Source organism: Lentzea sp. NPDC051213 (genome assembly GCF_044455585.1).
In the GTDB taxonomy this organism is placed as follows: Bacteria; Actinomycetota; Actinomycetes; order Mycobacteriales; family Pseudonocardiaceae; genus Lentzea.
Window position 1 is genome coordinate 270,200 of the sequence record NZ_JBITEX010000004.1, and the last position, 26,426, is coordinate 296,625.

Sequence of the window (26,426 nt, forward strand, 5' to 3'; positions counted from 1 at the left end):
GAGGCCGAGGTCATCCCCCGCCTGAACTCACTCGGTCCGCAACGCCTCCGCGACCAGAAACGCGAGCTCGACGGCCTGGGTGGTGTTGAGGCGCGGGTCGCAGGTCGTCTCGTACCGGCCGTGCAGATCCCGGTCCGCGATCTTCTGGATTCCGCCGAGGCACTCGGTGACGTCGTCACCGGTGAATTCGACGTGAATACCACCGGGGTGGGTACCGAGTTTGCGATGCACCTCGAAGAAGCCGAGCGCCTCGTCCAGCACCCGGTCGAAATGACGTGTCTTGTAGCCGGTCGACGACTCGTGCGTGTTGCCGTGCATGGGGTCGCACTGCCAGATCACCTTGTGACCGGATGCCTCGACCTTCTCGATGATGGGAGGCAGGAGTTCCCGGACGCGCGCATTCCCGAGTCGCGGGATCAACGTGAGGCGGCCCGGTTCGTTGTGCGGATCGAGTCGTTCGACGTATTCCGCCGCCTGTTCCGGGGTCGTGGCCGGGCCGATCTTTACTCCGATCGGGTTCGCCATGAGCTCGGCGAGAGCGATGTGCGCGCCGTCCAGCTCACGGGTGCGCTCACCGATCCAGAGGAAATGCGCGGACTGGTTGTAGATGCGCGGATCACCGCATTCTTCGGTCTTCACCCTCAGCATCGAGCTCTCGTAGTCGAGCAACAACGCCTCGTGGCTGGAGAAGACCTCGGTCGACCGGAGCACGCGGTCGTCCACACCGCAGGCCGGCATGAAGCGCAATGCGCGCTCGACCTCCTGCACGAGCCTGCCGTACCGCCCGCCCGCCGACGAGTTGCCCAGCAGATGGCTGTTCCAGTCGTGGCACCGGTGCAGTCCGGCCTGCTCGGACGCGGTCAGCGCCCGAACGAGGTTCATCGCGGCACTGGAGTTGGCGTAGGCGCGCAGCATGCGGCCGGGATCGGGTACTCGCGCGTCGGCGTCCGGCGAGATCGAGTTGATGATGTCGCCGCGGTAGACCGGCAGCCCCAGCGCGTCGGTGTCCTTGGACCTCGGCTTCGCGTACTGACCGGCCATCCGGCCGACCTTGACCACGGGAACGCTCGCCGCGTAGGTCAGCACCGCGGCCATCTGCAGCAGAACGCGGAGGTTCGCGCTGATGTGCTCTTCGGTGTTGGACGCGAACGTCTCCGCGCAATCGCCTCCCTGCAGGAGAAAAGCCTTTCCGGTGGCCACCAGGGCCAATTGCTTCCGCAGCCGGTCGATCTCCTCCGGCAACGTGACCGGCGGAGAGGCCTTCAACACTTCCTGGACCCGGCGAACCTCGTCCTGATCCGGATATCGGGGCTGCTGCGCAGCCGGGCGACTTACCGCACGCCGTACTTTCTCCTCAATTTCCTGAGGCAACGGTACGGCGGCGATCGATGCGCCTACGTGTTCTCCCACGATTCCACGCTCCTCAGCCAAGTGTTTCTGCCGCAAGCCAAGTTATCGAGACGGAGAAGCCCGAGGAGGCTATGTGCCACGAGATGGAACGGGCGTATCGGGGAAATTCCGCGCGGCAGGCGGACTCTCAGCTCACGAGGGCGGCGACGTCGTTGCGCGACTGCAAACCGCACTTCCGCATCACAGCCTGCATGTGGTGACCGACCACGTCCCTGGTGATGCCGAGCTCGATTCCGATCTGGGAGTTGGTCATGCCGTCGGCGACGTGCCGCACCACGGCCTGTTCCGAGGCCGTGAGAGCACCCCAGCCGGCCGCGTTACCACCGCGATCCGCCTCCAGGAGAGCGAAGCCGAACTCGGCGCAGGCGGACTTCACCCGCTGCACGTCGGTGTTCGCACCGAGGCTCCGATAGCCGGCCAGCGCCTGGTGGAACGCCGAGCCCGCGTCGGGATGCCCTGCCCGCGCCGCGAACACGGCGGCGAACTCGCGGCACTGCGCCACCGGCAGCGGCTGCCTCGTCGCCTGGTAGAGGTCAGCCGCGAGCAACGCCGCCGACGAGTCCTGCGACCTGACCGCGCGCAGCAGCATCCCCGCCGCCTCCGTGCCGCGGGTCCTGCGCCGCTGCAGGTACGAGTCGACCAGCTCTCCCAGGCCGGCCAGCCGATCCGTGTCACCGACCGCGACCGCCGTGCGGGCCGCGTCCGGAAGCACCATGCTCAGGCACCGCCCGGACTCGACCGGGCCGGTCAACGACTGCCACATCGCTTCCAGTGCTTCCTCCGGACGACCGTCCAGGTCGTGCAGAACGGCCCGCGCCCAGTCGGTCCACCACCCGAAGGAGTTGATCTGTCCGTTGATCGCGGGGACGCGGGTCAGCACATCGCGGCCCTCGTCGATCTCGCCCCGCCGAAGCCGGATGAGCGCCTCGAGTCCGAGAGTCGCCCGCGTCACGTTGAACTCGTCGTCGTCGTAGTAGTCGGCTCCGGTTCCCGTCAGAGCGTCCGCCAGTGCGTCGTCCCACTCCCCCACCTGGTACCGGAGCTGGGCCCAGATCGAGTGGTACCAGGCGGTGGCCGCACCGGTGCCGATCTCCACGGCGTCCAGCCCGGCCACGAGGGTCGCCCGCGCGTCGTCGTGCCGGTCGAGCTCCATCTCCGAAGTCGCCTTGATGACATGCAGAGTCACGACGGTGAACGGTTCCGTCGGCGCGCTCGGCACCGCCTGGAGCCCGCGCTCGATCGTGGAAATCGCTTTCTCGAACTCGAAGGACATCATCTCGATGCCGCCGATCAACTGCATCAGGTGCACGACCGCGACGCCGTCGCCTTCCGCCAGAGCCTCCTGCAGCACCGCCTCCCCGACCTGACGCCCCTCGGCCATGCGTCCGATGCTGTTGAGCCCGATCGCCCTCATGCATTCGATCCGGCGTCGCAGGTTGCGGTCGGGTATGTCTTCGGCCAGCGCCAGCTCGGCGTGACGAAGCGTCTTGCCGGCGTGCCCCTGGTACAGCGAGGTCCGCGTCAGGAGGAGGGCCAGCTCGGAACGCAGGTGCGGGTCGGACACCGCGGCCGCGTGTTCCTGCGCGACGGTGTCCGCCTCCAGCAGCCGTCCCGACCACAACAGGCCGAGTGCCAGGCTCACGACGAGTTGCTGCCGGGCCGCGTCGCTCAACCCGACGACGTCACGCGCGCGGGCGAAGAGATCGATGGCCTCGTTCGGCAGCCGCCTGATGATCTCCCGCGCGTTGCCTGCCAGCCATTGGACGCACGAGGTGTCGAGCAGCGCGCTCGCGGAGAGGTGCGGGACGCAGCGTTCAGCCGGACGCCCCAGATCGATGAGCAGGTGGGCCACCCGGTGCTGCAGTGCGCTCGCCACGGCCGCCGGCATGCCGGCGAGCACCGCCTGCCTGATCACGTCGTGCCGGAAGGCGACATGACCGGCGTCGGTGTGCAGGAGCAGGCCGGCCGACACCGCCTCGTCGACCGCGGCGGCCAGCACCGCCTCCGGCAGGTCGCACAGCGCCGCGATCTCGACGACCGCGCTGCTGGTCCCGAGCACGGCCGCCACCCCGAGAACGAGGCGGGCCTGCGCGGAAAGCAACCGGATGTGCCGCTCCACCACCGCGAGCAGCGACGGCGACAACCACTTGGCCGCACGCTCGTCGACGTCGACGACGCCGTTCTCCGTGCGGGTTCCCTTGTCCTGCTGGATTCCCCTGACGAGTTCGATCGCGTAGAGCGGGTTGCCGGCGGCATCGGACAGCAGAGCCCGGAGCCGCCGGCCCGACGACGTGCCGAGGGTGCGCTCCGCCAACTCGACGATCTCGGGCTCCGGTAACGGCCCCATGTCGACGAAGACGGCGTGGGAACGGCTGGCCATCCGCTGCAGGACGTCCTCGTTGTGATCCTTGAGAGCGCCGGTGCGCACGGTCATCAGCAGCCCGAGCGGCATGAGACCCGTGTTCCTGCCGAGCATGTGCAGAACGAGCGCACTCGCGTCGTCCGCCCAGTGGAAGTCCTCCATCACGATCAGCAGCGGGGTCTGCGTGCACCACTTCTCGACCAGGGCGGTGATCAGGCCGGTGACGACGACATCGACCTCGGCACGCGAGGAGTACGCCTGGCTCGACGCGGTCTGCCCCCGCAGCGTCCTCATGATCTCGATGATGTCGGGGTCCTTCGAGAGGCCGGTCAGTCCGAGCGCCGCGGAGATCGCGCTGAACGGCATGCCGTGCTCGACCCGTTCCGCCGATCCCGTGCACACCCGCATGCCCGCTTCTCGCATCTCGTCCACGAGCGCGCTGACGAGCGCGGACTTCCCGATGCCGGCCTCACCACGAACGCACGCCACACCGCCGCGCCCGGCCTTCAGCTCATCGGTGAAACCGCGCAGCCGCTCCAGTTCGGCGGTGCGGTTCACCAGCCCCGAGGGCTTCTCCTGCTCTCTGCGAGGCAGCACGGCGGCCGGCACGGCAGTCGGCACGGACCGCGCGGCGGGAGAGGTTTCCGGCTCGTGGGCGGTGCCCCGCAGAATCGCCTCGAACGCGGTGCGGAGCAACGGACTCGGATCGACCCCGAGCTCGGTCGACAGTTGCTCCCGGACCTTGTGGTACGTCGCGATGGCGCGGGCCTGCTGGCCGCTGTGGCTGTAGGCGATCATCAGCAACCGGATCACCGACTCGCGGAACGGGTGCTTCGCCGCGTCCGGGATCAGCAGGGACAGCGCCTCGACCGGCTTTCCCAGTGCCAGCAGCCGTTCGGCCAGTTCCTCGACGGCACTGAGCCGATGCTCCTCCAGTTCCTGGACGACCACGTCCAGCGTGTCCGTCCGCGGCACGTCCGAGAGAGCGTCTCCCCGCCACAACCCCAAAGCCGTTTTGAGAGTGGTGAGCGCGGTTTCCGCGTTCTCCTCACGCGCCGAAGCGACCAGTGCGTGAAAGCGATCCCAGTCGGTGGCACCTGCCGGCCCGATGAGAACGTAACCGGCACCCTCGGTGCGCAGGGAAACAGCTGGGTCGAGCAACTTCCGAAGGGCCCAAACGTGTGTCTGCAGAGCAGTTCTCACATTTGCGGGCGGGTTCTCGCCCCACACCGCCAGAACGAGTTGGTCGAACGAGACGATGCTGTTCAAGTGTCTGCCCAGCATGGCGAGAACCGCTCGTCGCTTGGGCGCCGAGATCACGATTCGCGCGCCGTCTGCGCCAAGAAGTTCCAACGTACCAAGAAGTCGCAGGTACATCGTGCTCCACACAGCCGACCGGCTTGTTGCTCAAGCAAGTCGCTCGACCGCAGTCCGCCGCCTCTGACACCGTGAGCAGAGCTCGACCTTTCGATGCACAGAAAACAATGGACACCTGTAGCCCCCATTGCACGCACTTCTCGACAGGTCACAGCCTTTCCACTCCGGGTCGGCTGCGGACGTGAACCTATCCAATCCCTCTCCGTGTACACAACGTCGCACCGCGTGATCACCCGAACGGTCGCCAGCCCAAGATCCACTGAGGACCGGACATTCGCGGCGACAGAAGCGGTGGCCGCGCCCGATCAACGGGATGACCACCGCTTCTGCACCATGGGGCAGGGCTACGCGACCACTGGTACACCACCGGACCGAGCCATCGATCCCTCGAGCACGAAGTCACGGATCGCGGTGGCGATCTGGGTGCTTCGATCCGCAATCACCGGAATGCCGAACGTGAACAGGAACGCGCCGTGGGTGATGTCTCCCACCGCGTACAGCCTCGCGTCCGCCACCGCGTGCGCGTTGACCACCCGGCTGGTGTGCCGATCGAGCCGGAGGCCACCGTGAGGATGCGGCACCGCACATCCGTTGAGGATCAACGAATCGACGAGGGAACGGGCCGGCGGCGCGATCTTGTGCACCGCCGGGGTCGCGGCGTCCACCGTGTAGTCGACGTCGAGGACCCCGTCGGAGAACACGGCGCGATGCCCACCCTCGCGCAGCACGTCGATCCCTCTGAGACCCGACCGCACGTCGAGCCTCCCGGACTCGAGCAGCTCGAGCAGCCGCGCGCCGTTCTCCGGGGGCATCGGGCAGCACAACCTCATGACGAGGTGGTGGAAGCTGAACTTCACGTGGTGCTTGTCCCTGTCGCGCAACAGGAACCAGGCGGTCTGCGCCGCTGTGGTGACGACCTTCTGAAGCACCTGCCAGCCGATGTCCGGTTTGTTCACCTGCGCGAGGTCGTACCGCAACCGGTCGATCGGCGAAGAGTCGTCCGCGAGCTCGTCCGCCATCGCCGACAGGTCCGCGCCCGCGGCCGCGAGCTCTCGCCTGACCAGCTCGAGAACATCACCCAGGCTCAGTCCTCCACCCGCCGCGGCCAGCCGTTCGACGTTCTCGGCCGTGAAGTGCACGGGCTCGTAGGAGCACGGCGCCCGGCGCACCGACGGAAGCAGGCCGCGCCGCGACATCAGCGAGATCCGGCCCCGGTGTCCCTGCCCGCGCAGGCCCATCACCACGTCGATCGCCGTCAGCCCGGTGCCGATGATGCCGACGTGGGCGTCCTGCGGCACCTCGGCGAGCGAGCTGTGCATCGGGTAGGGAGTGCCGACGTACCCCGGTGAGCCGGCCAGCCCGTAGGGGTCGTAGGCGCCCGCGCCACCGAGGGCGAGCACCGCGAAGTCGAACGACTCGCGCGTACCCGCATCCGTCTGCAGAGTCCACATCCCACCGACGCGGTGCATGGCGGTGACCCGCTGCGCCTGCACCGTGACGGTGGAGCCGTACTCCCGCAGATCGGCGATCGTCCTGCGCACCGTGTCCTTGAAGTACTCGCCGACGAGGGCCCGCGGCGGGAAGGCGTTGGTGTTGACGGTGCTCACGTAGCGGTCGTGTCCGCGCGCCCGCAACCAGCGAGCGCCGTGGTGGATGTCCCACGACCGCAGGGACATGTCCTCGACACCGACGTTCGCCAACGCCTCGGGCACGTCCGGCTGGAACACGCTTCCGGACCACAGGTTCGGACCGGCGTCGAACACGGTGATGTCCACCGCCGCCGCGGGAGCGAGGTTCTTGGCGAGACTTTCGATCACGCAGGAGCTGGCCGCTCCCCCGCCGATCACAGCGATCTTGACCATCGGTGTCTCTCCTCAGTCCTCGAGCAGTTCGGGCTGCTCGGCGACGATGGTCTGGTAGTACATCTCGAAGCTGAACCGGCCGAGGCCCGCGTCACCGAACCCGCCGTCGCGCGCCGACCGCGCCTGCCGGGGAGTCATCGGGATCGGCTTTCCCGCCGCCGCCGCGAGAAGCTGGACCTTGGCGCAGTTCTCGTAGGTGAGGAACCAGTGGATCGCCTCACCGAGCGTCTCGCCGACCGTGATCAACCCGTGGTGGCGCAACAGGATCGACCGCTTGTCGCCGAGCTTGCCGGCGATGTCCTCGCCCTGGCCGACGGTCATCGACGGCCCCTCGTACTCGTCGTAGAACACCTGGCCCTCGTAGAACGCGGCGGACTCCTGGTCGAGCGGTTCCAGCAGCCTGCCGAGCGAGCCGAGCGCCCGCGAGTAGATCGTGTGACCGTGCGCGGCCGCGCCGGCGCCGGGGTTCATCTCGTGGATCTTCGAGTGGATGACGAACGCACTCGGGTTGACCTTGCCCGCGCCGCGCACCACGGCACCGTTGCCGTCGACGCAGATCAGGTCGCGCACCTTCACGAGCTCGAACGGGACGCCGAACGGGTTCACCCAGAACAGGTCGGGGTCCTCCGGGTCTCGCACCGAGATGTGCCCCGACACGCCCTCTCCGTAGCCGAGCTTGCCGAAGATGCGCATAGCCGCGGCCAGTTCCCTCCTCCGGTGCAGGCGCTCTTCCTCGACATTCCCGAACTGAGGCTCGTCGCTCAGCGGAAGACCCGTTTTGGTGTCAGCCAGGAACTCAGGGCGTTCTGCGGCGAATACATTCGTCATCGGAATTCCTCCGGTTGAAACGAGCTAATCTATTCCAGGACCGGCACCGGTCGTCGGTGACAATTCGCAACGTAGCGATTACAACATGCAACGCCAATTGATCGTTCCACCGAATGGAAAGGGCAATAGGCGTTCCACGGGACGGAAAACTTGCTGCACGAAAACGCAAAATGCACACGGGCCGGCAACGTGAGTAAAACCGGTCAGACACGCTCCGGCACTATCGCCACCCTTGCGTTGCGCCAGGCGGGTGAGCCCGCTCCTCGCACGCACGCAGATCTCACCGTCCACCGCGAGGCGAGAACCACCGAAACAAGCCGCGGCGGCATCGACCTCCACTAATGAGCCGATCGGGCCACAACCCGGTACTCACCCTCGGTACAGCAGGCGTCACGCGAGGTGAGTCCGGCGAGAGCGACAGCAGAGTGACCCGCCCCACAGTGGGACCGAACCACGATCCAGGTCGATCGAGAGAGGTGCCAGGTGATCAACGTCGACATGGAGGAGAAGCGCTTCATCACTCGCGCTGTCGCGGCGGTCGTGCTGCCGGCGGGAGGAGACGCGCACTGCGACGGCACCGACAACGACATCGACCCCGGCCCGCTCGGCGCGGTGCAGAAGGCGTTGCTGTTGCTGCAGGCGTTCACCCCTGGTGCCCCGCCGGTCGGCATCTCCGAGCTCGCCCGCCGGGTGCAGCTCGCGAAGTCCACCACGCACCGGCTGCTGAAGATCATGCTGACCTACGGCTTCGTGCGAAAAGAAGACGACAAGTACCAGCTCGGCCACCGGTTCACCGGCCTCGCCGACGAGGAGCGCGACCGGCAGCTCGCGGCGCTGAAGGACCGCGCGATGCCGTTCCTGGCCGACCTGTACGCGCTCACCCACGGGACCATCCACCTGGCCGTCCCCTCGGGCGAGGAGGCCCTCTGCATCGACATGCTGCGCGGTCAGTGGTCGCCCCGGTGCCAGTTCCGGCCCGGCACCAGGGTGCCGGCGGAGTCCGGCGCGATCGGCAGGGTGCTGCTCGCCTACTCCTCCAGCATGAACCAGCCGTTGCCGATCGACGGGCCCCTGGTCCGCGACCTCCGGCGGATCCGCAGGGAGGGCATCTGCATCGGCCTGGCGAACGGGAGCGGTCTCGCGACGGTGGCCGCACCGATGCTCCGGCACGACCTGAGCGCGGTCGCCGCCGTGTCGATCACCGGGCCCGCGGCCAGGATCACGAGCCGCGAGGTGCTCGCCGGCATCAGGGAGATCTGCCACCAGGCACGTCAGGCCGTCAGCAGCGTGTTCCCCGCGGAGCGTGCGGCGTGCTGGTAGCCCCCAGCACAACTCTGTCCACCCCGGCACCCGCCGGTTGGTTGAGCGGGAGGCGTGCCACCAGGCAGACCGTCACCGGATCGGTCCGCCTGGGCAGCGACCACGCCGTCGCGGTCCAGGCCTCGACGGACGCCCACGCCACCGTCGAAGCGCTCACCACGACGGTGAAACGCGCTGCCGCCGTCGGCTGCGAGATCTTCCGGATCGAGCGGTGGGAACCCGCTCACTGCACCTGCCTGGCCGCGGTCGTGCGGGGCAGCCCGATCCCGATCGTCGCGGAGATCCCGGCGACCGTGGAGGCGATGCGGTACGCGTGCAAGGCGGGCTGCGCCGGTGTGCGGGTCGTCGTCGACGACGAGGAACGGTTCCGGCAGAACGCATCGGGCATCGCGCGAGTGGCGATCACCGCCGCCATGTCGATCGAGCTCGTGGTCGGCGCCACCGTCGGGACGCGCTTCGGCAGGCATCGCGCGCTCCTGCTCGCGGAAGCAGGGCTGCGCAACTGCGCCGTGCTCGAGGAGCACAGCTTCACCAACCTGCACCTGGCGGTCTCCTGCGCCGAACCGTCGACCACCCTGCAGACCATCCGGATGCTCGCCGTCGCGTGCGACTACCCGTTGCAGCTCTCGCTTCTCCAGGAGACCGGCAACATGGTCGACATCGCGCGCACGGCCGCGCTTTGCGGTCAGCTCCTGAGCGAGGGCATCGGGGACAGCGTGTGGCTGTCGTCCGCCGGTGGACCCGTTGTGCAGGCCTATATCGGCAGAGAAGTCCTTCTGGCGCTGCAGGTGCGCAGCTGATCCCTGAAGTGAATACGGCGTGCCATCAGGTGGAAAACGCGCCCGTGAGCCGTTCGGCACGTAGGTAGCCTCCGATTTCATGGCCACCATCGCATTCTTCGGACCCCGCGGCACTTTCACCGAACAAGCCAGCAGGGCATTGGACGACAATGCCGATCTCATCCCGCTGCCCACCATTCCCGACACCATCAGAGCGTTGCGCGCCGGCGACACGCAATTCGCCTGCGTGCCGGTGGAGAACTCGGTGGAGGGATCGGTCTCCGCGACCCTCGACGCCCTCGCCGACGACGAACCGGTCACCGCGATCCGCGAGGTCGTGCTCCCGATCGCGTTCTCCCTGCTCGTCCGGCCGGGTACCGATCTCCGCCGGGTCCGCACCGTCGCGAGCCACCCGCACGCGCTCGCCCAGGTCCGCGGCTGGCTCGGGAAACACCTGCCCGGCGCGGAACAGGTTCCCGCGTCTTCCACGGCGGCAGCGGCGGTCGGCGTGGTGAACAACGAGTTCGACGCCGCCATCACCGCCCCGGTCGCCGCCGACTGGTACCCGCTCGAGGTGGCGGCGCGGGGCATCGCGGACCGCGGGGACGCCGCCACGAGGTTTCTGCTCCTCACGAACCACACCACCCACGCCAGCAGGACCGGCGCGGATCGCACGTCCATCGTCCTGGTCGCCGCCCATCGGCCGGGCGAGCTGGCCGCGATCCTGGAGGAGCTGTCCGGGCGCGGGATCAACCTGACCCGCATCGAGTCACGGCCGTTGCCCGGCAGGTTCGGCGAGTACCGGTTCTACCTCGACTTCGACGGGCACCGGGAGGAGGACCGCGTGCGCGAAGCGCTGGCTTCCCTGCGCACTCGCACGAAGGACCTCCGGTTCATCGGCTCGTTCCCCCGCCACGACGGGGCCCGCACGTACCCCGGCTCGACTGCCGCAACGCCGCCGTGGGCCGCGGCGTTCGTCCGCAGGCTCGACTGAGTAGCCCGGGTCAGGGAAGCACCACCGCGATTCGCGCGTCCGCGGCCACATCGCTGCCGGACGGGCTGATTCCCCCGGTCCGGCAGAACAGCGCGACACCGTCACCCGCGCTCGTGTGCTGGTGCTTCTCGGCGATCTCACCACCCCGGAACACGACCAGCACCGTTTCGCCGCCGGCCTGACTGCAGTACGAGACCGCGAAAGTCCCGGCAGACAACCGAGGCGACTCCACACCCACCTTGCTCATGTCTTCGACGAGCAGGGTGTGAGCGCCGAGCGCGAAGGCCGCCACCACCAGGTCACCTGGTTCGGCCTCGTCGAGCTCGGCCCGTTCGAGCAGCTGCCGCCACGTCCCGGTGGCGACGTCGGCCGCGGGAACACCCAGTCGTCGCAGGGCCTCGTCCGGAGCCACGTCGTGGACCACCGTGAGGCAGAAGCTCTCCAGTGCCAGACCGGTGATCCACGATGCGCGATCCTCGCCGCGCGCCAGCCTGCCGTTGCGCCACAAGACTTCTCCTCGCGACGACAGGCGGACCTCGCCGGCCGCCACGACGAGTTCGTCCGCGAGCACGGACACGTTCGTGATGCCCGGCACCGCGCCATCGGGAGCAAACTCGCTGTGGGACACGGAGTCCTGCCCGCTCCAGATCGGGCGACCGTCCGATCCGAACAGGACCAGCCTGCCGTCCGCCTCGTGGGAGAGCACCGTCCCACCGTCAGGCGAGGTGAGCGACCCGTGGCTCAGGAGCTGGCCGTGCCGCATCGTTGCGCCGCGTGCCACGTCGACCGCCGGTGCGGCCCGCCCCTCGGCCGCACCGGCAGTCCAGAGCACGCGCTCGTTCTTGCCGAGCAGTGAAAGACGCCCGTCATCATCGAGGATCAACCTGCCCGAGCCGGTGGTCTCCGAGCGCCACACGGGCGCTCCGCAGTTGTTGCGGAGGACGAGATCGCCGTCCTGGCCGAGCTCCACGCAGCCATCGCCGGCCCAGCCGGTACCGGTCCGCCACACGACGACGCCGGTGGCGGTTTCACGCAGGACCAGGTCGCCGTCACGCTCGTGCTTGAACGTGTAGGCGCCGGACGGCGACGAGAGCGACTGATGCCGCAACCGGCCACCTGCCACCAGTTCGTGCCCGCCGGGCCGGTGCCACACAGCGGGCTGCTCTGTCCACACGAGACTCTTCTCGTCGCACCACGCCACCGAACCGTCCACACGGACCAGGCAGAGCGTCAGCCGGTCGCCGAGCCGCACGCCCGGCCGAACCCGCCACGTCAGGACCGTGCCGTCCTGCTCCATCCACCGCGCGAGAGCGGGCGGGAGGACCTCGACGGACCCGCCGCGCAGGCTGCGGACCTCGACCCGCAACCCGCCGTCCGCGGTCCGGCTCACCAACCGGTGCTTGCGTCCGGACCTGGCGAGGTAACGGTCACCGGTGATCTCGCCGACGGGAGCCTCGTCCATGATCGGCACCCCGTCACCGGGACCGGTCCGGGAGTTGAACAACCGCTTGCCCGCGTGGTCGTAGAGCTCGAAGTCGCCGTCGTCGGTCACCCCCAGCGAGAAGGCCCACGGCGCGCCGATACCGGACTTCCACACGACCCGGTCGCCCCCGCGCCAGACCTCGAGCTGCCGCGCGCGGGTCAGCACGAGGCTGCCCGCGGCGGGCTGGTCCGGTGGACCCGCACGCCAGCGTCGTTCGCCGGTCGTGGTGTTGGTCAGCACGGCCACGCCGTCCGAGTCGTAGTGCAGCGCATAAAGACCTGACGGCGAGCGCACCGGCTCGTTCGCCAACCGATCGAGCACGCTCAACCGCAGCACTGGCCGACGTCCTCCGATCCGGGCGGGTCCACCGCGTTCATCAGAACGTCAGCGCGACGACACAGTCGCCATGACAGGTCCCTTGGGCTGCAACGTGAGCAGCGGCGCCGGGCGGATCTCACCCGGATCGACGTCGAAGACGTGCTGCTGGGCCAGCCTGGCCACCACGAGCACGGACTCCACCATCGCGAAGTTCGTTCCCGGACATCCCCTCGGACCGGAGCCGAACGGGAAGTAGGCCTCCGACGACACCGGCCCGCTCCACCGCTCCGGCCGGAACTCCTCGGGGTCGTCCCACCACCGCGGGTCGCGGTGGGTGACCCACGGGCTGCACCAAAGCCGCGTCCCACGCGGCACGTGGTGCCCGCCGATGACCGTGTTCTCCCCCGCGACCGTGGTGATCATCCACGCCACCGGCCTGATGCGCATGGTCTCCTGCACGACCGCTCGCACGTAGGCCAGCCGAGGCCAGTCGTCGATGCCCGGACGACGTCCGGCGAGTACCTCGTCCAGTTCGGCGTGCATCCGGTCGCGCACGTGCGGATGGCGTGCCAGCAGGTACCACAGCCAGGAAAGGGCGTTGCTGGTCGTCTCGTGCCCGGCGACGTACAGGCTGACCGTCTCGTCCCTGAGCTCCCGCGCCGACAGCGCCGGCCAGCCGTCGTCCGACCGCCGCAACCTGCTCAGCAGATCCGAGCGAGAGCTGCCGTCGTCGCTGATCCTCGCGACGATGGTCCTGATCACCTCGTCGATCTCCGCCACGACACGGGCGAGCCGCCTGCGGGTGGGAGTGGGCACCCGGTCGGGCAGGACGACGCCGAGGCCGCCGAGCTCCTTGCCGATCAACAGCTGGGCCCGGTCGACCGCCTCGGCCATGGTGTTGCGCTCGGCCGGTGTGCTCTCCCCGCCGAACACCGCACGGATGAGGACGCTCTGCGTGAGCCGGGCCATCTCGCGTTTCAGATCGACGCGGTCGCCCGGCCGCCAGTCGCGGACGAGGTCGTCGGCACAGTCGACCATGGTGGCGGCGTACCCGCGCACCTGCCTGGGCCGCAGCGTCGGCCCGACCAGCGCCCGCTTGCGCTGCCAGTCCTCGCCGCTGGCGAGCGCGACGCTGTTGCCGAGCAGCATCCGGAACGCCAGGGGAGAGTCCGGCCGGTCGAACGTCGCGCCGTCGGCCGCGAACAGCTCGGCGACCACGCCGGGTTCACTGAGGAACAGGGCAGGGCGCCGGCCGAACCGCCAGCGCACGATCGGGCCGCGTTTCGCGAGCGTGGTGAAGAACCGCAACGGGTCTCGGCCGAACTGAGGCAGGTCGCCGACGATCGGCCAGGACCGCGGACCGTCGGAAATGGGCGCTTGGGCCATGGGCCAGTCCCGTCAAGATCATTGGGCAGGGCGGCTCAGGCTATGAGACCCCGACCGGCACCTTCTCGGCCTGTTCCACACCACGGAACGGTTGTTTGCCAAGACTTCAAGCCGCTGCGGCGTGGGCCAGCTCCGCCTGAGCGGTCTCGCGGTCGAGCCACGACAGGAGCTGGAGACCCGAGACGGTGAGCCGGACCAGATACCTGCCGCAGGAGCAACAGAGGTCGCCGGTGCGCTGCACGTACTTCCGCTCCTCGAGAGCGACAAGCGAGGCGAACACACCGACGTCCAGATCGCCGCCGTGAGCGCGGCACATCACCGAGCCGTCGACGACGATTTTGGAGCAGCTCACCAGATGAAGCGCGACACGTCTGTTGATCTTCTGAGCATCCACAGTGGATTCACCCCGAATCACCGTCGAGCGGAACTTCAGGAATGCGCCTCAGGCTGCTCGAAAGCTGTCAGACCTGGGCACATCGTTGAAGGTAGCCACGACGGGACGCCACCTCCACCGTTGTTCAACTCGGCGGAACAGCGTCGCCGCCGAGCCACGAATCAATCGGTGTGCGCAACACGTTGAGGAGAATTGCGAGTTTCTGGTACTCACCGACGAGAACGACGAACTCGATCAGCTGCGCTTCCGCGTAACGCCGCGCAAGCCGCGCCCAGGTCTCGTCGGCGACGTCGGCCTTGGTGAGCATTTCGTCCACGGCGGTGAGCAGTGCGTGGTCGTGATCGTCCCAGTGGTCGTCCAGCAAGCCCTCTGCCACGCGGGCGATCTCGCTGTCCGTCACCCCGGCTTGCTGAGCTGCCGGACGATGTTGCGCCCACTCGTAGGGGCACGGCACGCGTGCCGCGATGCGCAGGAGCGCGAGCTCACGATCCCGTTCGGGCAGCGCGCCGTTGGCGAGATAGCGCACCTGTGGCACCAGAACCCTGAAGAGAGCCGGGTTGCGCACCACCGTGGCCAGCGCGTTGAGCGGAGGGTGGTCGCCTTGGTGGCGCAGAACGGCACCGCCGCCGGTGAACACACCTAGCAGTTCGGCGACCTCACCCACCTGCTGATCACGGGGAACGGGATGGACACGGGGCATGGGGGAGATCATGAACCCTCCGCACGACGATGACGCTGATGCCCGTTTCCTACCCGAGGCGATGACGGGCCACAGGAATCGTGCCGCCAGGCGGAATGCTCGTTGTTGAGCGCCCGCCCCGTTACTAGCGTTCGACCGCATGCCAACGGTCGCCTTCTTCGGTCCGCACGCTGAGGCAACGTGGGGAGAGACATCGTGAGACGTTTGAAGATCGCAGTCGAGGCAGACGACCCACTCACCCAGATCGGCATCGTCACGGTGCTCGCCTCGAGCGGCAACTGCGCCGTGCTCGGCTCCGACGAGCGGGCACAGGCACAGGTGCTGGTCCTGGCGACCGACCGGCTGACAGCCTCGACCAGAGCGCACATGCGTCGCAACGCGCAGACGCTCGGCACTCCGGTCGTGCTGATCGTGACCGACCTGGACGAGCAGGACCTGCTGAACGCCGTCGAGTGCAAAGTGGTCAGCGTCATTCCGCGTACGGCGTTCACCGCGGCACACCTGACGCAGGCCGTGCGCGTTGCCACGTCGGGCGGTGCTGCCTTCCCGGCACGGCTCACCGGGCTGATGATCAGAAACCTCGAGGAGATCCTCCGCGAGTCCACCGAGCGCCAGGCCGGCTCCATCGGGCTGGATCAGCGCGAGATCGCTGTCCTGCGCCTGATCGCGGACGGCCACGAACTGTCCGCGATAGCCAAGGAACTTCGCTATTCCGTGCGCACCATCAGGAACGTGATCTCCGGCGTGCTGGGCAGGCTCAACCTGCGCAACCGGTCGCAGGCCGTGGCCTACGCCGCGCGAGCAGGCGTCATCTGAGCACGCCGGAGGCGGGCGGTGAGCGGGGAGAGGCCGGTGGGCGGCCTCTCCCCGCCCGCGTCACTTCAGCGTGTACGCCTGGACGACCGCCTGGTCGGCAGACCCGTGCGCGTCACTGACCTTTGCCTTGAACGACACCGACTTCGCGTTCTTCGGGTGCAGCAAGGTGAGCAGCCACTTGTTGCCCGCCTTGAACAGGACGGTCCGCTGCCAGGTCTTGCCCTCGTCGTAGGAGACCTCGACCTGCGGCGTGCGCACATCGGTGACGTCGGCCTTGGCACCGTTGCGCTGCACCGTCACCGGGATCGTGAGCAGGCTGCCCGCCCGTGCCTGGTTGTGGTCGTCGAGCTTGGGTTCGAACCGGACCGCCAGCAGCGGCAGGACCTTCGTCTTGTCGGCCGCGGCGGTCTCGGACGTGAACGTCCAGTCAGCCGTCACCTTCGACGACAGCGGGGCGCGGTTGCCCTCGGTGTGCAGCTGGTAGGTGGTCTTCGCCGCGGGCACCGGGGTGAACAGCCGGCCCGGCGTCGGGGATTCGGCGACGACCTGGCCGTTCGCGGTCAGCCTCGTGGTGCCGGTGCTGGCGCCGAAATCGAACGTCGTGCGCTCACCGGAGCCGTCGGCGAACACCGGCGTGTTCACGAACACCTGGTCACCCAGCCGCCCGGCCCACGCCCCGGTCATCTCGGGCCCGACCGCGGGGAAACCAGGACCGAACACGGCGGTGTTCCACTGCTCGGTGCTCTTGGCACCGCGCCGGAACGTCTTCGCCTTCGCCTCGTCGACGATGACCGGCAACGCGGTCGGGTCGACCTCCTCGGCCAGCGATCGGTACCACGGCACACCGGGCGTGTAGAACTCGGTGAGCTTGAACGGCAGCGGGCCGAAGACGCCGCCGTTGCGGTCGCCGCTCGAGCCGGGGACGCGGGCCTTCAGCGTGGCGTCGACCTGGGCCATGTCCCGTTCGCGGTCGCTGTGCTTGATCGCGGCGGGCAGCCTGTCCTTGCCCGCGGCCTGCGAGTGGAACTGGTACGGGCTGCCGTAGAAGCCGCCGTCGGCGTTCTTCCTGGCGAACACGCTGACGGCCGACCATTCGAGGCCCGCGGCGGACGTGGCGGACGGGTGGACGTAGAAGTCCTTCCACTCCCGCATGCCCCAGCCGCTGCCGAACCCGAAGGTCGAGGTGCTCATCCGGACGGACAGCGAGGCCCTCGCCGACGAGGCCTCCTGGCGGTCGACGGTGATCGACGGCTCGGCCGCGGTGCGGGCGTCGAAGGTGACGGTCTTGGTGCCGGTGACCTCGATGGACGGTTCGTACGCCACGGTGAGCTTGCTGCGCGTGTTCGGGTCGGCGCTGGCCGTCTCGAAGAACGTGCTCAGGAAGTACCGGCCCTTGGGCAACCGGATCTTCACCGTGCCGGTCGGGGCTTCGCCTGCCTGGTAACCGGGACGGTCGATGCCGAGCAACAGGTAGCGCCGCGCGGCGGCCGGCTTGCCGTCGTGGCCGACGTAGTTGAGCGTGAGGTCGTAGCTCTCTTCTTCCTTGTGCACGCCGATCGGCACGCGGGTGCCGTTGGAGGCGACGATCGCGGCGCCGTAGACGCCGTCCGGGCCCGGCACGCGGGTGTCGGCGGTGATCGAGGCCTCGGCGGTGCCGCCCGCCGGGACGGTCAGCTTCGCCGGGGACACGCTGAAGAGGCCGGTCGCCGCCGGCTTCTGCTCGGCGACGGTCAGGTCGAGCGTGAGCGGCTCGGTGCCGGTGTTGCGGTAGGTGATCTTCTTGGTGACCGGCTGGTCGTCCTCGTGCGGCCACTGAGCCGTGCCGAAGCTGAGGCTGGCCGGGCTGGCGACCGGGCTCGTGGTGACCGCGCGGGCCACCTCGACGCGTCCGGCGCCCTGGTCGAAGACGCTGGAGTCGGGGTAGGGCTTGGCGCTGTTCATCAGCGCGGTCTTGATGTCCGCCGGGGACCACGCGGGGTTCTTCGCCGCGAGGATCGCCGCGGCGCCCGCGACGTGCGGTGCCGCCATCGAGGTACCGGACAGGGCGACGTGGCCCTCGTCGACCGGGGTGCCGATGACGCCGAACTTGGCCTTCGCCGCGACGATGCCCACGCCGGGCGCGGTGATGTCCGGCTTGATGGCGCCGTCACCGGTGCGCGGACCGCGGCTGGAGAAGCCCGCCAGCTTCTCGTCGCGCTCGACCGCGCCGACGGTCAGCGCGGAGTCTGCGGCCGCGGGCGAGGCGACCGGGCCACCGGAGTTGCCCGCCGAGACCACGAACAGCGCGCCGTGCTCGGCGGTGAGCCGGTTGACGGCCTGCGACACGAGGTCGGTGCCGTCGCTGGGAGTGTTGGTGCCGAGGCTCATGTTGACGACGTCGGCCTTGGTGGCGGCCCATTCCATGCCCGCGATGACGCCGGACTCGCTGCCACCGCCGAAGTCGTCGAGCACCTTGCCGTTGACGAGCTTGGCGTCCGGCGCGATGCCCTTGTACTTGCCGGCACCTGTGATCGTCGAGGCGACGTGGGTGCCGTGGCCGAACTTGTCGTCCGTGGTGGCGGCCGGGGTGAAGTTCTTCTCCTCCACCACGGAGCCCTGCAGGTCGGGGTGCGTGACGTCGATGCCGGTGTCGAGCACGGCGACCGTGGCGCCGGAACCGGTGAAACCCTGCTGCCAGGCCTGCGGTGCGCCGATCTGCGCGGCGCTGCGGTCGAGCGTGGCGGTGATCCTGCCGTCGAGCCACACCTTGGCCGCGCCGCTCGTCCGCGCCGCTGACCAGAAACCGCCCTTCTTGTCCGCCGTGACCGCGTGGGCGTCGATGCTGGGCAACGACTTCGCGTCCGCCGAGCGCAGCCCCGCGCCGCCCTGGACGATCAACGGGATCGTGTCGCGCTTCGCGTCGTCGTAACCGGACCGCGCGAGCAGCGAGACGTCGAAGAGCCGCTGGTCGAGCGTGCCCGCCGAGATCTGCGACTGGGCGTCGAGCGGGATGACGTGCAGGTTGCCCCGCTGGTCGGTGTAGTGGTGGAAGCGGACGTCCTCACGGCCTTTCGCTGCCTGCGTCCGCACCTGCCCGTTGACCACGTGCACGTGGTCACCCGTGATCAGCGTGACCGATGTCGTCAGATCGCCCGCGTCGACCTGCGGCGATGCGACGGTCTCCCCAGTGGCCGGGGGCACGGCGGCCGTGGTGATACCCACGGCCGCCGCGAGCCCGGCGGCAAGAATGGATTTCTTCAACGCGAACTCCCCTTGTTCTGCGTCAGAGGGCGGATGTCGCCCTGTGTGACACAGATACCGCAGAGAGTGGTTTTGTTGTCTCGCTTCGGGTCATCTGCCCGAATGATGCGCTGTTCCTCCGATTCGGCCTTACTGGGGCAGCAGGACCGAGTCGATGAGGTAGACGGTCGCGTTGGCGGTGTGCACGCCGCCGCAGATCACGTTGGCGTCGTTGACCTTCAGCGCGTTGCCGGAACCGGTGACCTTGACGGTGCCGGTCTGCACGGTCTTCTGGTCGCCGGCGATCTTGTCGGGCGCGATCTGACCGGGCACCACGTGGTAGGTCAGGATCTTGGCCAGCAGCGCGTCGTCGGTCTTGAGCTTCTCGATCGTCGCGGCGTCGATCTTCGCGAACGCCGAGTCGACCGGCGCGAACACGGTGAACTCGGCGCCGTTGAGCGTCGAGACCAGGTCGACCTTCGGGTTGAGCTTGCCGGACACGGCGGCGACCAGCGTCGTCAGCAACGGGTTGTTGCTCGCGGCCACCGCGACCGGGTCCGCGGACATGCCCGCCACCGAACCGGCGCCACTGGGCACCTGCTTGGCGTAGTCGGCGCAGCCGGGACCGACGAGGTCGCGGGCGGGGTCGGCCATCGCGGCCGACGATGGGGCCGTCGAGGTGGGTGCATTGCTGGTGTTGGTGCTGGCCATGTCACCCGAGCCACACGCCGCGCCGAACAGGGCGAGCGAAGCGGCGCCGATGGCCAGGACGGTGCTGCGGACGGTCGTGTTCATGACGGACATCTCCCAGGGGTGGTCGAACGGTTGCTTCCCCTGATTCGCCGCCCCTCGGCCACCGGATTGGTCTGGTTTCCCACGAACCTGCGGAGCGCTTCGGCGCCATGAGCAATCCGGCTCGCGATCAGCCCCGAACCAGGGGCATCACGCACCCCCACCAACCCGAGTAGGGCCCCACATGTTGACCCTCGCACTGATCGGTCTGATCGGCGGCCTCGTCACCGGTATCTCGCCGTGCATCCTGCCCGTCCTGCCGGTCATCTTCTTCTCCGGCGGCACCCAGAGCGCCCGCACGACGGGAGTGGCGCTGGCGACCAAAGCGCCGTCTCGTGCCCGGCCCTACCTGGTGATCGCCGGACTCGTCGTGAGCTTCAGCCTGGTCACCCTGTTCGGGTCGCTCCTGCTGTCCGTGCTCAACCTGCCTCAGGACGTCCTGCGCTGGGCCGGGATCGCCGTGCTCCTGCTGATCGGCGTCGGCCTGATCGTGCCGCGCTTCGAACAGTTGCTGGAGAAGCCGTTCACCTGGATCCCGCAACGCAATCCGGACGCCGGCCGCGGTGGGTTCACCCTCGGCCTGGCGCTGGGCGCGGTGTACGTGCCGTGTGCGGGACCGGTGCTGGCCGCGATCACCGTAGCCGGCTCCACCGGCAGGATCGGCACCGAGACCGTCGTCCTCACCCTCACGTTCGCCGTCGGCGCGGCCATCCCGCTGCTGATCTTCGCACTCGCCGGCCGCCGGGTCGCCGAACGCGTGCAGTCGTTCCGCAAGCGCCAGCGCGGCATCCGCATCACCGCGGGCGTGGTGATGATCGCGCTCGCCGCGGGCCTCGTGTTCAACCTGCCCCAGTTGCTGCAGCGGGTCATCCCCGACTACACCAGCTCGTTGCAGGACAGGGTCAACAACTCCGAGCAGGTGCGCAAGGCGCTCAACCTCGGCGGTCTGGTCAACGACCAGAACAAGGACCTCGACCGGTGCTCCGACGGCGCGACCGAGCTGGAGAGCTGCGGCACCGCACCGGACATCACCGGCATCCAGCAGTGGTTCAACACCGAGGGCGACCAGGCGATCGACCTGAAGTCGTTGCGGGGCAAGGTCGTCATGCTCGACTTCTGGGCGTACTCCTGCATCAACTGCCAGCGCTCGCTGCCACACGTGACCGCGTGGGACAAGGCCTACCGCGACGCCGGTCTGCAGATCATCGGCGTGCACTCCCCCGAGTACGCGTTCGAGAAGGAACCGGGCAACGTCCGGTCCGCCGCCCAGAACTTCGGCATCACGTACCCGGTCGCGCTGGACAACAACCTGGGCACCTGGACCAACTACCGCAACCGCTACTGGCCCGCGCACTACCTCATCGACGCCCAGGGAACCGTGCGGCACATCAAGTTCGGCGAGGGCGACTACCAGGTCACGGAGAAGCTGATCCGCCAACTCCTCAACGATGCCAAGCAGGGCGTGCGGCTGCCGCCCGCCACCGAACTGGCCGACGACACCCCGGTCGTCGCCGACATCACCCGCGAGACCTACCTCGGCTCGACCAAGCGCGTGAACTTCGCCGGCACCGAGACCTACACCAGTGGCGAGAAATCCTTCCAGTTCCCCGAAAACCAGGGCACGGACACCTTCGCTCTGGCCGGCGCGTGGACACTCACGAGCCAGAACATCACGCCCACCAGCGGTTCCGGCCAGATCCGGCTCAACTACCGCGCCAAGGAGGTGCGGATGGTGCTGTCCGGCAGCGGCACCGTCACCTACGACCTCAACGGCGAGACCAAGACCATCCAGGTCGACGGCACGCCGAACTCCTACCGGCTGCTCGCCACGCCGGAGATCCGGGCCGGCGTGACCACCGTGACCGTCGGTCCCGGCGTCCAGGCCTTCTCCTTCACCTTCGGATGATCAGGAACCTCACCATGCAGCTCACCGACGTGACCGCGGATTCCTTCGACACCACCGTTCTCGCCGCGGGCAAGCCCGTGCTGGTCGACTTCTGGGCACCCTGGTGCGGACCGTGCAAGGCACTGAGCCCGGTCGTCACGGGCATCGCCGAGGAGTACCAGGACGCGATCTCCGTCGTGAAGGTCGACATCGACGCCAACCCCGGCATCGCCGTCCGCTACCGGGTGCTCAGCATCCCGACGCTGATGCTGTTCGCCGACGGGCAGCCTGTCGCGACCCTCGCCTCGCCACGGCGCCGCGCGGACATTCTGGCGGCGCTCTCCTCCTGGCTCTGAACGGACCGCCACGATCGCGCCCTGCCGCCGAACTCCGGGATCAACGCGGGCTTCGCGGGCCGTGACGGAGAACCCGGCCTCTTCGACAGCGCGGCTGAGCACGTCGATCGGCCAGAAGTACGCGGTGGTGATCGCATGATCGAACGGCAGCAGCTCTGGCCCCTCGAAGAATCCCAGGAGGAGTCCTCCGCCGGGTTCGACGCAGCGGGCGAACTCAGCCAGGACGCCGGGGATCTGCTGCGGTGGCGTGTGGATCAGCGAGAACCACGCGAGGATGCCGGCCAGGCTCGCGTCGGGGACGTCGAGGTCCTCGGCGCGGCCGGCCCGGAACTCGGCGTTCGGGAAACGCTTCCGCGCACGAGCGACGAACTCCGGCGTCGGATCGACCCCCACGACGGTGATTCCCTGCTCGTGCAACCAGTTCGTCCACTGTCCCGGCCCGCACCCGACGTCGAGGAACCGCCCGCCGCGGTGCCGGCGGGCCCAGGCCCCCACCAGCTCGCGGTCGGGCAGTGCGGCCGCCTCGATGGTGCCGAAGAGGTCGATGTACTCGTCGGCCCGCCGCCCATATGCCCGGCTCGTGCGTTCGATCGTCACGCGTCAGGCCTCGCGTGCGGCGATGCCGTCGTACATCACGCGCCGCACGGCCTCGCTGAGCCGCCGCTGGTGCTCGGCGTCGGGCGTGCGCAGGGAGGAGATCACCGAGCCGAGGATCATGCCGTTGATCGCCCTCGCGGTGCTGTCGACGTCGAGGCCCGCGCGCAGGTACCCCAGCTCGACCCCGTGCGAGAGGTAGGCGGCGGTCAGGGCGGCGGCCACGTCGAAGAGGTCGAGGACCCGCTCCGCCATGGGCCTGTCGATGCCGGGGGCCTCGAACAGCAGCAGCCGCGGGATGCGCGGGTCCTCGCTGAAGATGCGGGCCAGCGACTCGCCGATGCGGGCGGACTGCTCGCGGTACTCGTCGAGGGTGGACACCGCATCGGGGGCGTTCTCGGCGGTGAGGGCCGTCGTGATGCGGCCGACGAGGTCGTCGATGACGTGGTCGACGATGTCCCGCTTGTTCTGGAAGTAGCGGTAGAAGGTGCCGTGCCCGATGCCGAGCCGCGTTGCCACGTCGGCGATTCCGGTGGCGTGGTAGCCGCGTTCGGCGAAGCAGTCGAACGCCGCGTCGATGATCTCGCGGCGCAGCTCCTGCTTCTTGCGCTCGGCGCGGCTGACGGACTGGGCACTGGACGTCATGCGGGCAAGTCTATGACCTGCGGACTCTTGCGATCACCTCAGAACTGACATACGGTTCCGAAACTGACACGTGATTCCGCTGGAGGTCCGTATGGGTCCGCGGTACGACGCCGTCATCGTCGGAGCCGGGTTCGGCGGCATGGGCGCGGCGATCCAGCTCAAGCGGCTGGGGCACGACGACCTGCTGATCCTCGACCGCGAGGACGACCTCGGCGGTACGTGGCACGTGAACCGCTATCCCGGCCTCGCCGTGGACATCCCGTCGTCGACCTACTCCTACTCGTTCGAACCGAATCCGCACTGGTCGCGACTGTTCGCACCGGGTGAGGAGCTCAAGCGCTACGCCGAGCACGTGGCCCGCAAGTACGACCTGCGCCGGTCGATGCGTTTCGGCACCGCGGTCACGGGCGCGGCCTGGCACGAGGACCACTGGCGGGTCACCACCGACGACGGTGAGACGGTCACCGCGAGGTATCTCGTGACCGCGACCGGCTTCCTCTCCCAGCCCAGGACGCCCGACATCGCGGGCATCGGCACCTTCCAGGGCAAGGTGATCCACACCGCCGCGTGGGACTCCGTGAACCTCACCGGGAAACGCGTGGCGATCATCGGCACCGGCGCGACCGCGGTGCAGCTGATCCCCGAACTCGCGAAAACCGCCGCCGCGCTCACCGTCTACCAGCGCACCCCGATCTGGGTCAGCCCGAAGCCCGACTACCGAGTGCCGCGTCCACTTCGGAGGTTGTTCGCCGCCCTGCCGGTCGTTCAGCGCGCCGTGCGGCTGGTGGGCAGCACGATCCTCGAAATGATGATGATCTCGGGAGTCGTGCACTACAAACAGCTCCGCGTCGTGAACCGGATCGCGGAACGGTGGTGCCGGGCCCACCTCCGCCGCCAGGTCAGCGATCCCGAGCTGCGCCGCAAGCTCACGCCCGACTACTCGTTCGGCTGCAAGCGCCCCACGTTCTCCAACGACTACTTCCGCGCCTTCACCCAGCCGCACGTGCACCTGGAGACAGCCACCATCGACCACGTCGACGCGACCGGCATCGTCACCGCCGGCGGGCGCACCGACATCGACGTTCTGGTGCTGGCCACGGGATTCAACCTCTGGGACACCAACTTCCCCGCGTTCGAGATCATCGGCAGGGACGGCAAGGACCTCGGCGCGTGGTGGCGGCAGCACAGGTTCCAGGCGTACGAGGGCATGACGGTGCCCGGCTTTCCGAACCTCTTGTCGCTCAACAGTCCTTACGCCTACAGCGGCCTGTCGTACTTCACGACCATCGAGTGCCAGATGAAGCACGTGCGGCGGCTGTTCACCGCGATGCACGACCGCGGCGCCGCCGTCTTCGAGGTCACCCAGCAGGCCAACGACGAGTTCCTCGGCCGGATGCGGAAGAAGGTCGCCGAGAACTCGGTGTTCTCACTCGGCCAGTGCTCGACGGCGCACAGCTACTACTTCAACCAGCACGGCGAGGCCACCCTGCTGCGGCCGACGTCGACGATCGACGCCCACCGCGCCGCCGGACGGTTCCCGTTGGCGCACTACAACTTCGCGCCGATCCAGGCAGGCTCAGAACCAGTGCAGGCAGTGCGGGGCGCGCTCGGCCCGGAACAGGGCGTCCGCGAGGGTGACCGCGCCTGAGTGGCGGGCCCGGACGTGCCCGGCCCGCACGAGCGCGCTCGGGGCCGTGCCGCCGAGGTAGATCGAGCCCAGATCGCGCACGTCCAGCGACAGGTCGGGCTCCCGATCCGTGGCAACGCACTCGGCCTTGCCGTCCCGCACGGTCAGCAGGTAGCGGCCGTGCTCGCCGAGGAACGGATCGCCGACGTCGAGCACGAGCTCACCGTCGGTGCACCAGCCGCGCGCGGTCAGGGCGTTCGGAACGTCCAGCAGCCTCACCCAGAGCCAGTCGATGTCGTGGCTGATCTGACCGGCGTTGATGTCCGCGAACTGCCAGCGCAGCGGGTGCTCCGGCGGGAAGTGCCTGAACACCACCTGGGTGACCAGGTCGTGGTCGAGCGTGAGCCGGGCCAGCGCCGTGAACGCGGTGTCGGTGGTGGCGACGGTCTCGTCGACGGTCAGGGTGCCGTCGGCCAGCGCGTAGCTGGCGTACCCGTCCGCGCTGCCGCCGGCGTCGCGGTGGACGGCGACGTAGCGCGCCGCCGGGGAGATCGGGGGCTGCCCGGCGCGGCGCGCCCACCAGCGGTGCGGCCTCGACAACGCGCCTGGCTGGGTGCGGCGGTACCGGTCGTAGACCTGCTCCAGAATTTCGCCGCACTGCTCCCGGTGCAGCACCTCGACCGAGCCGGTGGGGGCCGTGTCGTGCGCTCGGGGCGGTGCGAACGCCGACTGGTGACGTTGCACCGTGAGCCGCCGGGTGTAGGTCGCCGGGCCGTAGCCGAACCGGCCGTAGATCGCGCCCTCGGCGGCCAGCAGCACGGAGAGGAACTCCCCTCGTGCCCGCACCTCGGCGAGCTGACGCCGCATCATCGCCGTGAGCACGCCCTGACGCCGGTGCGACGGCAGGACGCCGACGTTGGTCACCCCGGTGGCCGGGACGATCACCTCGCCGGGCAGCGTGAGCTCGAAGGAGTACGCCGCGGCGGTGCCGACCGGCCGCCCGTCCGCTGCCACGGCGAGCAGGTTGCGGTCCATCTCGAGCGCCGCCCAGAAGACGCCGTCAGCGCCGGCCGGGGCGTCCGGGAAGCGCCCGAACGCGGTGTGCACCGTGTCGACGAAGACTCCGAGGTCGGCGGCGGTGGTGGACCGGATCTGCATGCTGCCCCCAGGCTCGTGTTCGGGCACAGTGGAGCGTCGCCCGGTGGCCGGATCAACCGAATTACGAGGGGCGTGCCACGTTTGGGTGATGTGTCAGCTTTGCGTCAGCTTCATCAGGCGT

19 protein-coding genes and 1 pseudogene are annotated in these 26,426 nt (G+C 68.8%); 7 read left to right on the plus strand and 13 right to left on the minus strand.

The genetic code is table 11. From position 1 onward, the window contains the following. Positions 1 to 27: 27 nt before the first annotated feature. The 4 genes from ACIA8G_RS19475 to ACIA8G_RS19490 form a co-directional block, all read right to left on the minus strand. Positions 28 to 1,413: a class II 3-deoxy-7-phosphoheptulonate synthase gene (locus ACIA8G_RS19475; RefSeq protein WP_396420545.1), complete on the minus strand. Its 1,386-nt coding sequence runs from the start codon at positions 1,411 to 1,413 to the stop codon at positions 28 to 30. Between the two features lie 124 nt (positions 1,414 to 1,537). Continuing rightward, the gene (locus tag ACIA8G_RS19480; protein ID WP_396419956.1) at positions 1,538 to 5,149 is read right to left on the minus strand and encodes a BTAD domain-containing putative transcriptional regulator; all 3,612 of its coding nucleotides are present in this window, start codon (positions 5,147 to 5,149) and stop codon (positions 1,538 to 1,540) included. A gap of 344 nt (positions 5,150 to 5,493) precedes the next feature. Next, positions 5,494 to 7,011: an FAD/NAD(P)-binding protein gene (locus tag ACIA8G_RS19485; protein WP_396419957.1), complete on the minus strand. Its 1,518-nt coding sequence runs from the start codon at positions 7,009 to 7,011 to the stop codon at positions 5,494 to 5,496. 12 nt (positions 7,012 to 7,023) lie between these two features. Continuing rightward, the gene (locus ACIA8G_RS19490) at positions 7,024 to 7,839 is read right to left on the minus strand and encodes a class II aldolase/adducin family protein (RefSeq protein WP_396419958.1); all 816 of its coding nucleotides are present in this window, start codon (positions 7,837 to 7,839) and stop codon (positions 7,024 to 7,026) included. Between the two features lie 483 nt (positions 7,840 to 8,322). On the opposite strand from ACIA8G_RS19490, the gene ACIA8G_RS19495 reads away from it, so the two are divergent. From ACIA8G_RS19495 to pheA, 3 genes are all read left to right on the plus strand, one after another. Beyond that, positions 8,323 to 9,159, plus strand: coding sequence for an IclR family transcriptional regulator (locus ACIA8G_RS19495; protein ID WP_396419959.1), 837 nt, complete (start codon positions 8,323 to 8,325; stop codon positions 9,157 to 9,159). Then, positions 9,150 to 9,959, plus strand: coding sequence for a flavodoxin-dependent (E)-4-hydroxy-3-methylbut-2-enyl-diphosphate synthase (locus ACIA8G_RS19500; protein ID WP_396419960.1), 810 nt, complete (start codon positions 9,150 to 9,152; stop codon positions 9,957 to 9,959). The genes ACIA8G_RS19495 and ACIA8G_RS19500 overlap by 10 nt, the downstream gene beginning before the upstream one ends. Positions 9,960 to 10,038: 79 nt before the next feature. Next, a complete protein-coding gene (gene pheA / locus ACIA8G_RS19505; RefSeq protein WP_396419961.1) occupies positions 10,039 to 10,932 on the plus strand; it encodes a prephenate dehydratase in 894 nt (297 codons plus the stop codon). 10 nt (positions 10,933 to 10,942) lie between these two features. Here pheA and ACIA8G_RS19510 read toward each other — a convergent pair whose 3' ends face one another. The 4 genes from ACIA8G_RS19510 to ACIA8G_RS19525 form a co-directional block, all read right to left on the minus strand. Further along, positions 10,943 to 12,751 carry a DUF6461 domain-containing protein gene (locus ACIA8G_RS19510; RefSeq protein ID WP_396419962.1) on the minus strand — a complete coding sequence of 603 codons (1,809 nt, stop codon included), beginning with the start codon at positions 12,749 to 12,751 and terminating at the stop codon, positions 10,943 to 10,945. Between the two features lie 48 nt (positions 12,752 to 12,799). Next, on the minus strand, positions 12,800 to 14,119 hold the full coding sequence (locus ACIA8G_RS19515) for a cytochrome P450 (RefSeq protein ID WP_396419963.1): 1,320 nt from the start codon (positions 14,117 to 14,119) through the stop codon (positions 12,800 to 12,802). A 106-nt stretch (positions 14,120 to 14,225) separates the two neighbouring features. Then, positions 14,226 to 14,471, minus strand: a complete 246-nt coding sequence (locus ACIA8G_RS19520) for a hypothetical protein (protein ID WP_396419964.1) — start codon at positions 14,469 to 14,471, stop codon at positions 14,226 to 14,228. 166 nt (positions 14,472 to 14,637) lie between these two features. Beyond that, positions 14,638 to 15,213 (minus strand): carboxymuconolactone decarboxylase family protein, encoded by a 576-nt coding sequence (locus ACIA8G_RS19525; protein ID WP_396419965.1) that lies wholly within the window; start codon positions 15,211 to 15,213, stop codon positions 14,638 to 14,640. A gap of 204 nt (positions 15,214 to 15,417) precedes the next feature. Here ACIA8G_RS19525 and ACIA8G_RS19530 point away from each other — a divergent pair, with 204 nt between their 5' ends. Then, a complete protein-coding gene (locus ACIA8G_RS19530; protein ID WP_396419966.1) occupies positions 15,418 to 16,029 on the plus strand; it encodes a response regulator transcription factor in 612 nt (203 codons plus the stop codon). A gap of 60 nt (positions 16,030 to 16,089) precedes the next feature. Here the strand turns inward: ACIA8G_RS19530 and ACIA8G_RS19535 are convergent, their stop codons facing one another. Next, positions 16,090 to 19,269, minus strand: a complete 3,180-nt coding sequence (locus ACIA8G_RS19535; RefSeq protein WP_396419967.1) for a S8 family serine peptidase — start codon at positions 19,267 to 19,269, stop codon at positions 16,090 to 16,092. A gap of 129 nt (positions 19,270 to 19,398) precedes the next feature. Beyond that, entirely contained in the window at positions 19,399 to 20,043 is a 645-nt protein-coding gene (locus ACIA8G_RS19540) for a fasciclin domain-containing protein (RefSeq protein ID WP_396419968.1), read from the minus strand. A 181-nt stretch (positions 20,044 to 20,224) separates the two neighbouring features. Between ACIA8G_RS19540 and ACIA8G_RS19545 the strand changes: the two genes are divergently transcribed. Both ACIA8G_RS19545 and trxA read left to right on the plus strand, forming a co-directional pair. After that, on the plus strand, positions 20,225 to 21,946 hold the full coding sequence (locus ACIA8G_RS19545; protein ID WP_396419969.1) for a cytochrome c biogenesis protein DipZ: 1,722 nt from the start codon (positions 20,225 to 20,227) through the stop codon (positions 21,944 to 21,946). A gap of 14 nt (positions 21,947 to 21,960) precedes the next feature. Beyond that, on the plus strand, positions 21,961 to 22,281 hold the full coding sequence (gene trxA / locus ACIA8G_RS19550) for a thioredoxin (RefSeq protein ID WP_396420546.1): 321 nt from the start codon (positions 21,961 to 21,963) through the stop codon (positions 22,279 to 22,281). Positions 22,282 to 22,353: 72 nt separating this feature from the next. Here trxA and ACIA8G_RS19555 read toward each other — a convergent pair. Together ACIA8G_RS19555 and ACIA8G_RS19560 are read right to left on the minus strand one after the other, a co-directional pair. Continuing rightward, positions 22,354 to 22,878, minus strand: a pseudogene (locus tag ACIA8G_RS19555) (class I SAM-dependent methyltransferase); the annotation flags it as partial. Positions 22,879 to 22,881: 3 nt separating this feature from the next. Beyond that, complete coding sequence (locus ACIA8G_RS19560) at positions 22,882 to 23,520, minus strand: TetR/AcrR family transcriptional regulator (protein ID WP_396419970.1); 639 nt, start codon at positions 23,518 to 23,520, stop codon at positions 22,882 to 22,884. A gap of 91 nt (positions 23,521 to 23,611) precedes the next feature. On the opposite strand from ACIA8G_RS19560, the gene ACIA8G_RS19565 reads away from it, so the two are divergent. Next, on the plus strand, positions 23,612 to 25,168 hold the full coding sequence (locus tag ACIA8G_RS19565; RefSeq protein ID WP_396419971.1) for a flavin-containing monooxygenase: 1,557 nt from the start codon (positions 23,612 to 23,614) through the stop codon (positions 25,166 to 25,168). Here ACIA8G_RS19565 and ACIA8G_RS19570 read toward each other — a convergent pair. Continuing rightward, complete coding sequence (locus tag ACIA8G_RS19570) at positions 25,097 to 26,305, minus strand: GNAT family N-acetyltransferase (protein WP_396419972.1); 1,209 nt, start codon at positions 26,303 to 26,305, stop codon at positions 25,097 to 25,099. The genes ACIA8G_RS19565 and ACIA8G_RS19570 overlap by 72 nt on opposite strands. Positions 26,306 to 26,426: the final 121 nt, after the last annotated feature.

Bases quoted from the DNA above. Each gene is read 5' to 3' on its own strand.
- ACIA8G_RS19540 (WP_396419968.1), bottom strand. From the start codon at position 20,043: ATGAACACGACCGTCCGCAGCACCGTCCTGGCCATCGGCGCCGCTTCG.
- ACIA8G_RS19480 (WP_396419956.1), bottom strand. From the start codon at position 5,149: ATGTACCTGCGACTTCTTGGTACGTTGGAACTTCTTGGCGCAGACGGC.
- ACIA8G_RS19515 (WP_396419963.1), bottom strand. From the start codon at position 14,119: ATGGCCCAAGCGCCCATTTCCGACGGTCCGCGGTCCTGGCCGATCGTC.
- ACIA8G_RS19525 (WP_396419965.1), bottom strand. From the start codon at position 15,213: ATGCCCCGTGTCCATCCCGTTCCCCGTGATCAGCAGGTGGGTGAGGTC.
- ACIA8G_RS19560 (WP_396419970.1), bottom strand. From the start codon at position 23,520: ATGACGTCCAGTGCCCAGTCCGTCAGCCGCGCCGAGCGCAAGAAGCAG.
- ACIA8G_RS19545 (WP_396419969.1), top strand. From the start codon at position 20,225: ATGTTGACCCTCGCACTGATCGGTCTGATCGGCGGCCTCGTCACCGGT.
- ACIA8G_RS19570 (WP_396419972.1), bottom strand. From the start codon at position 26,305: ATGCAGATCCGGTCCACCACCGCCGCCGACCTCGGAGTCTTCGTCGAC.
- trxA (WP_396420546.1), top strand. From the start codon at position 21,961: ATGCAGCTCACCGACGTGACCGCGGATTCCTTCGACACCACCGTTCTC.
- ACIA8G_RS19485 (WP_396419957.1), bottom strand. From the start codon at position 7,011: ATGGTCAAGATCGCTGTGATCGGCGGGGGAGCGGCCAGCTCCTGCGTG.
- pheA (WP_396419961.1), top strand. From the start codon at position 10,039: ATGGCCACCATCGCATTCTTCGGACCCCGCGGCACTTTCACCGAACAA.
- ACIA8G_RS19565 (WP_396419971.1), top strand. From the start codon at position 23,612: ATGGGTCCGCGGTACGACGCCGTCATCGTCGGAGCCGGGTTCGGCGGC.
- ACIA8G_RS19490 (WP_396419958.1), bottom strand. From the start codon at position 7,839: ATGACGAATGTATTCGCCGCAGAACGCCCTGAGTTCCTGGCTGACACC.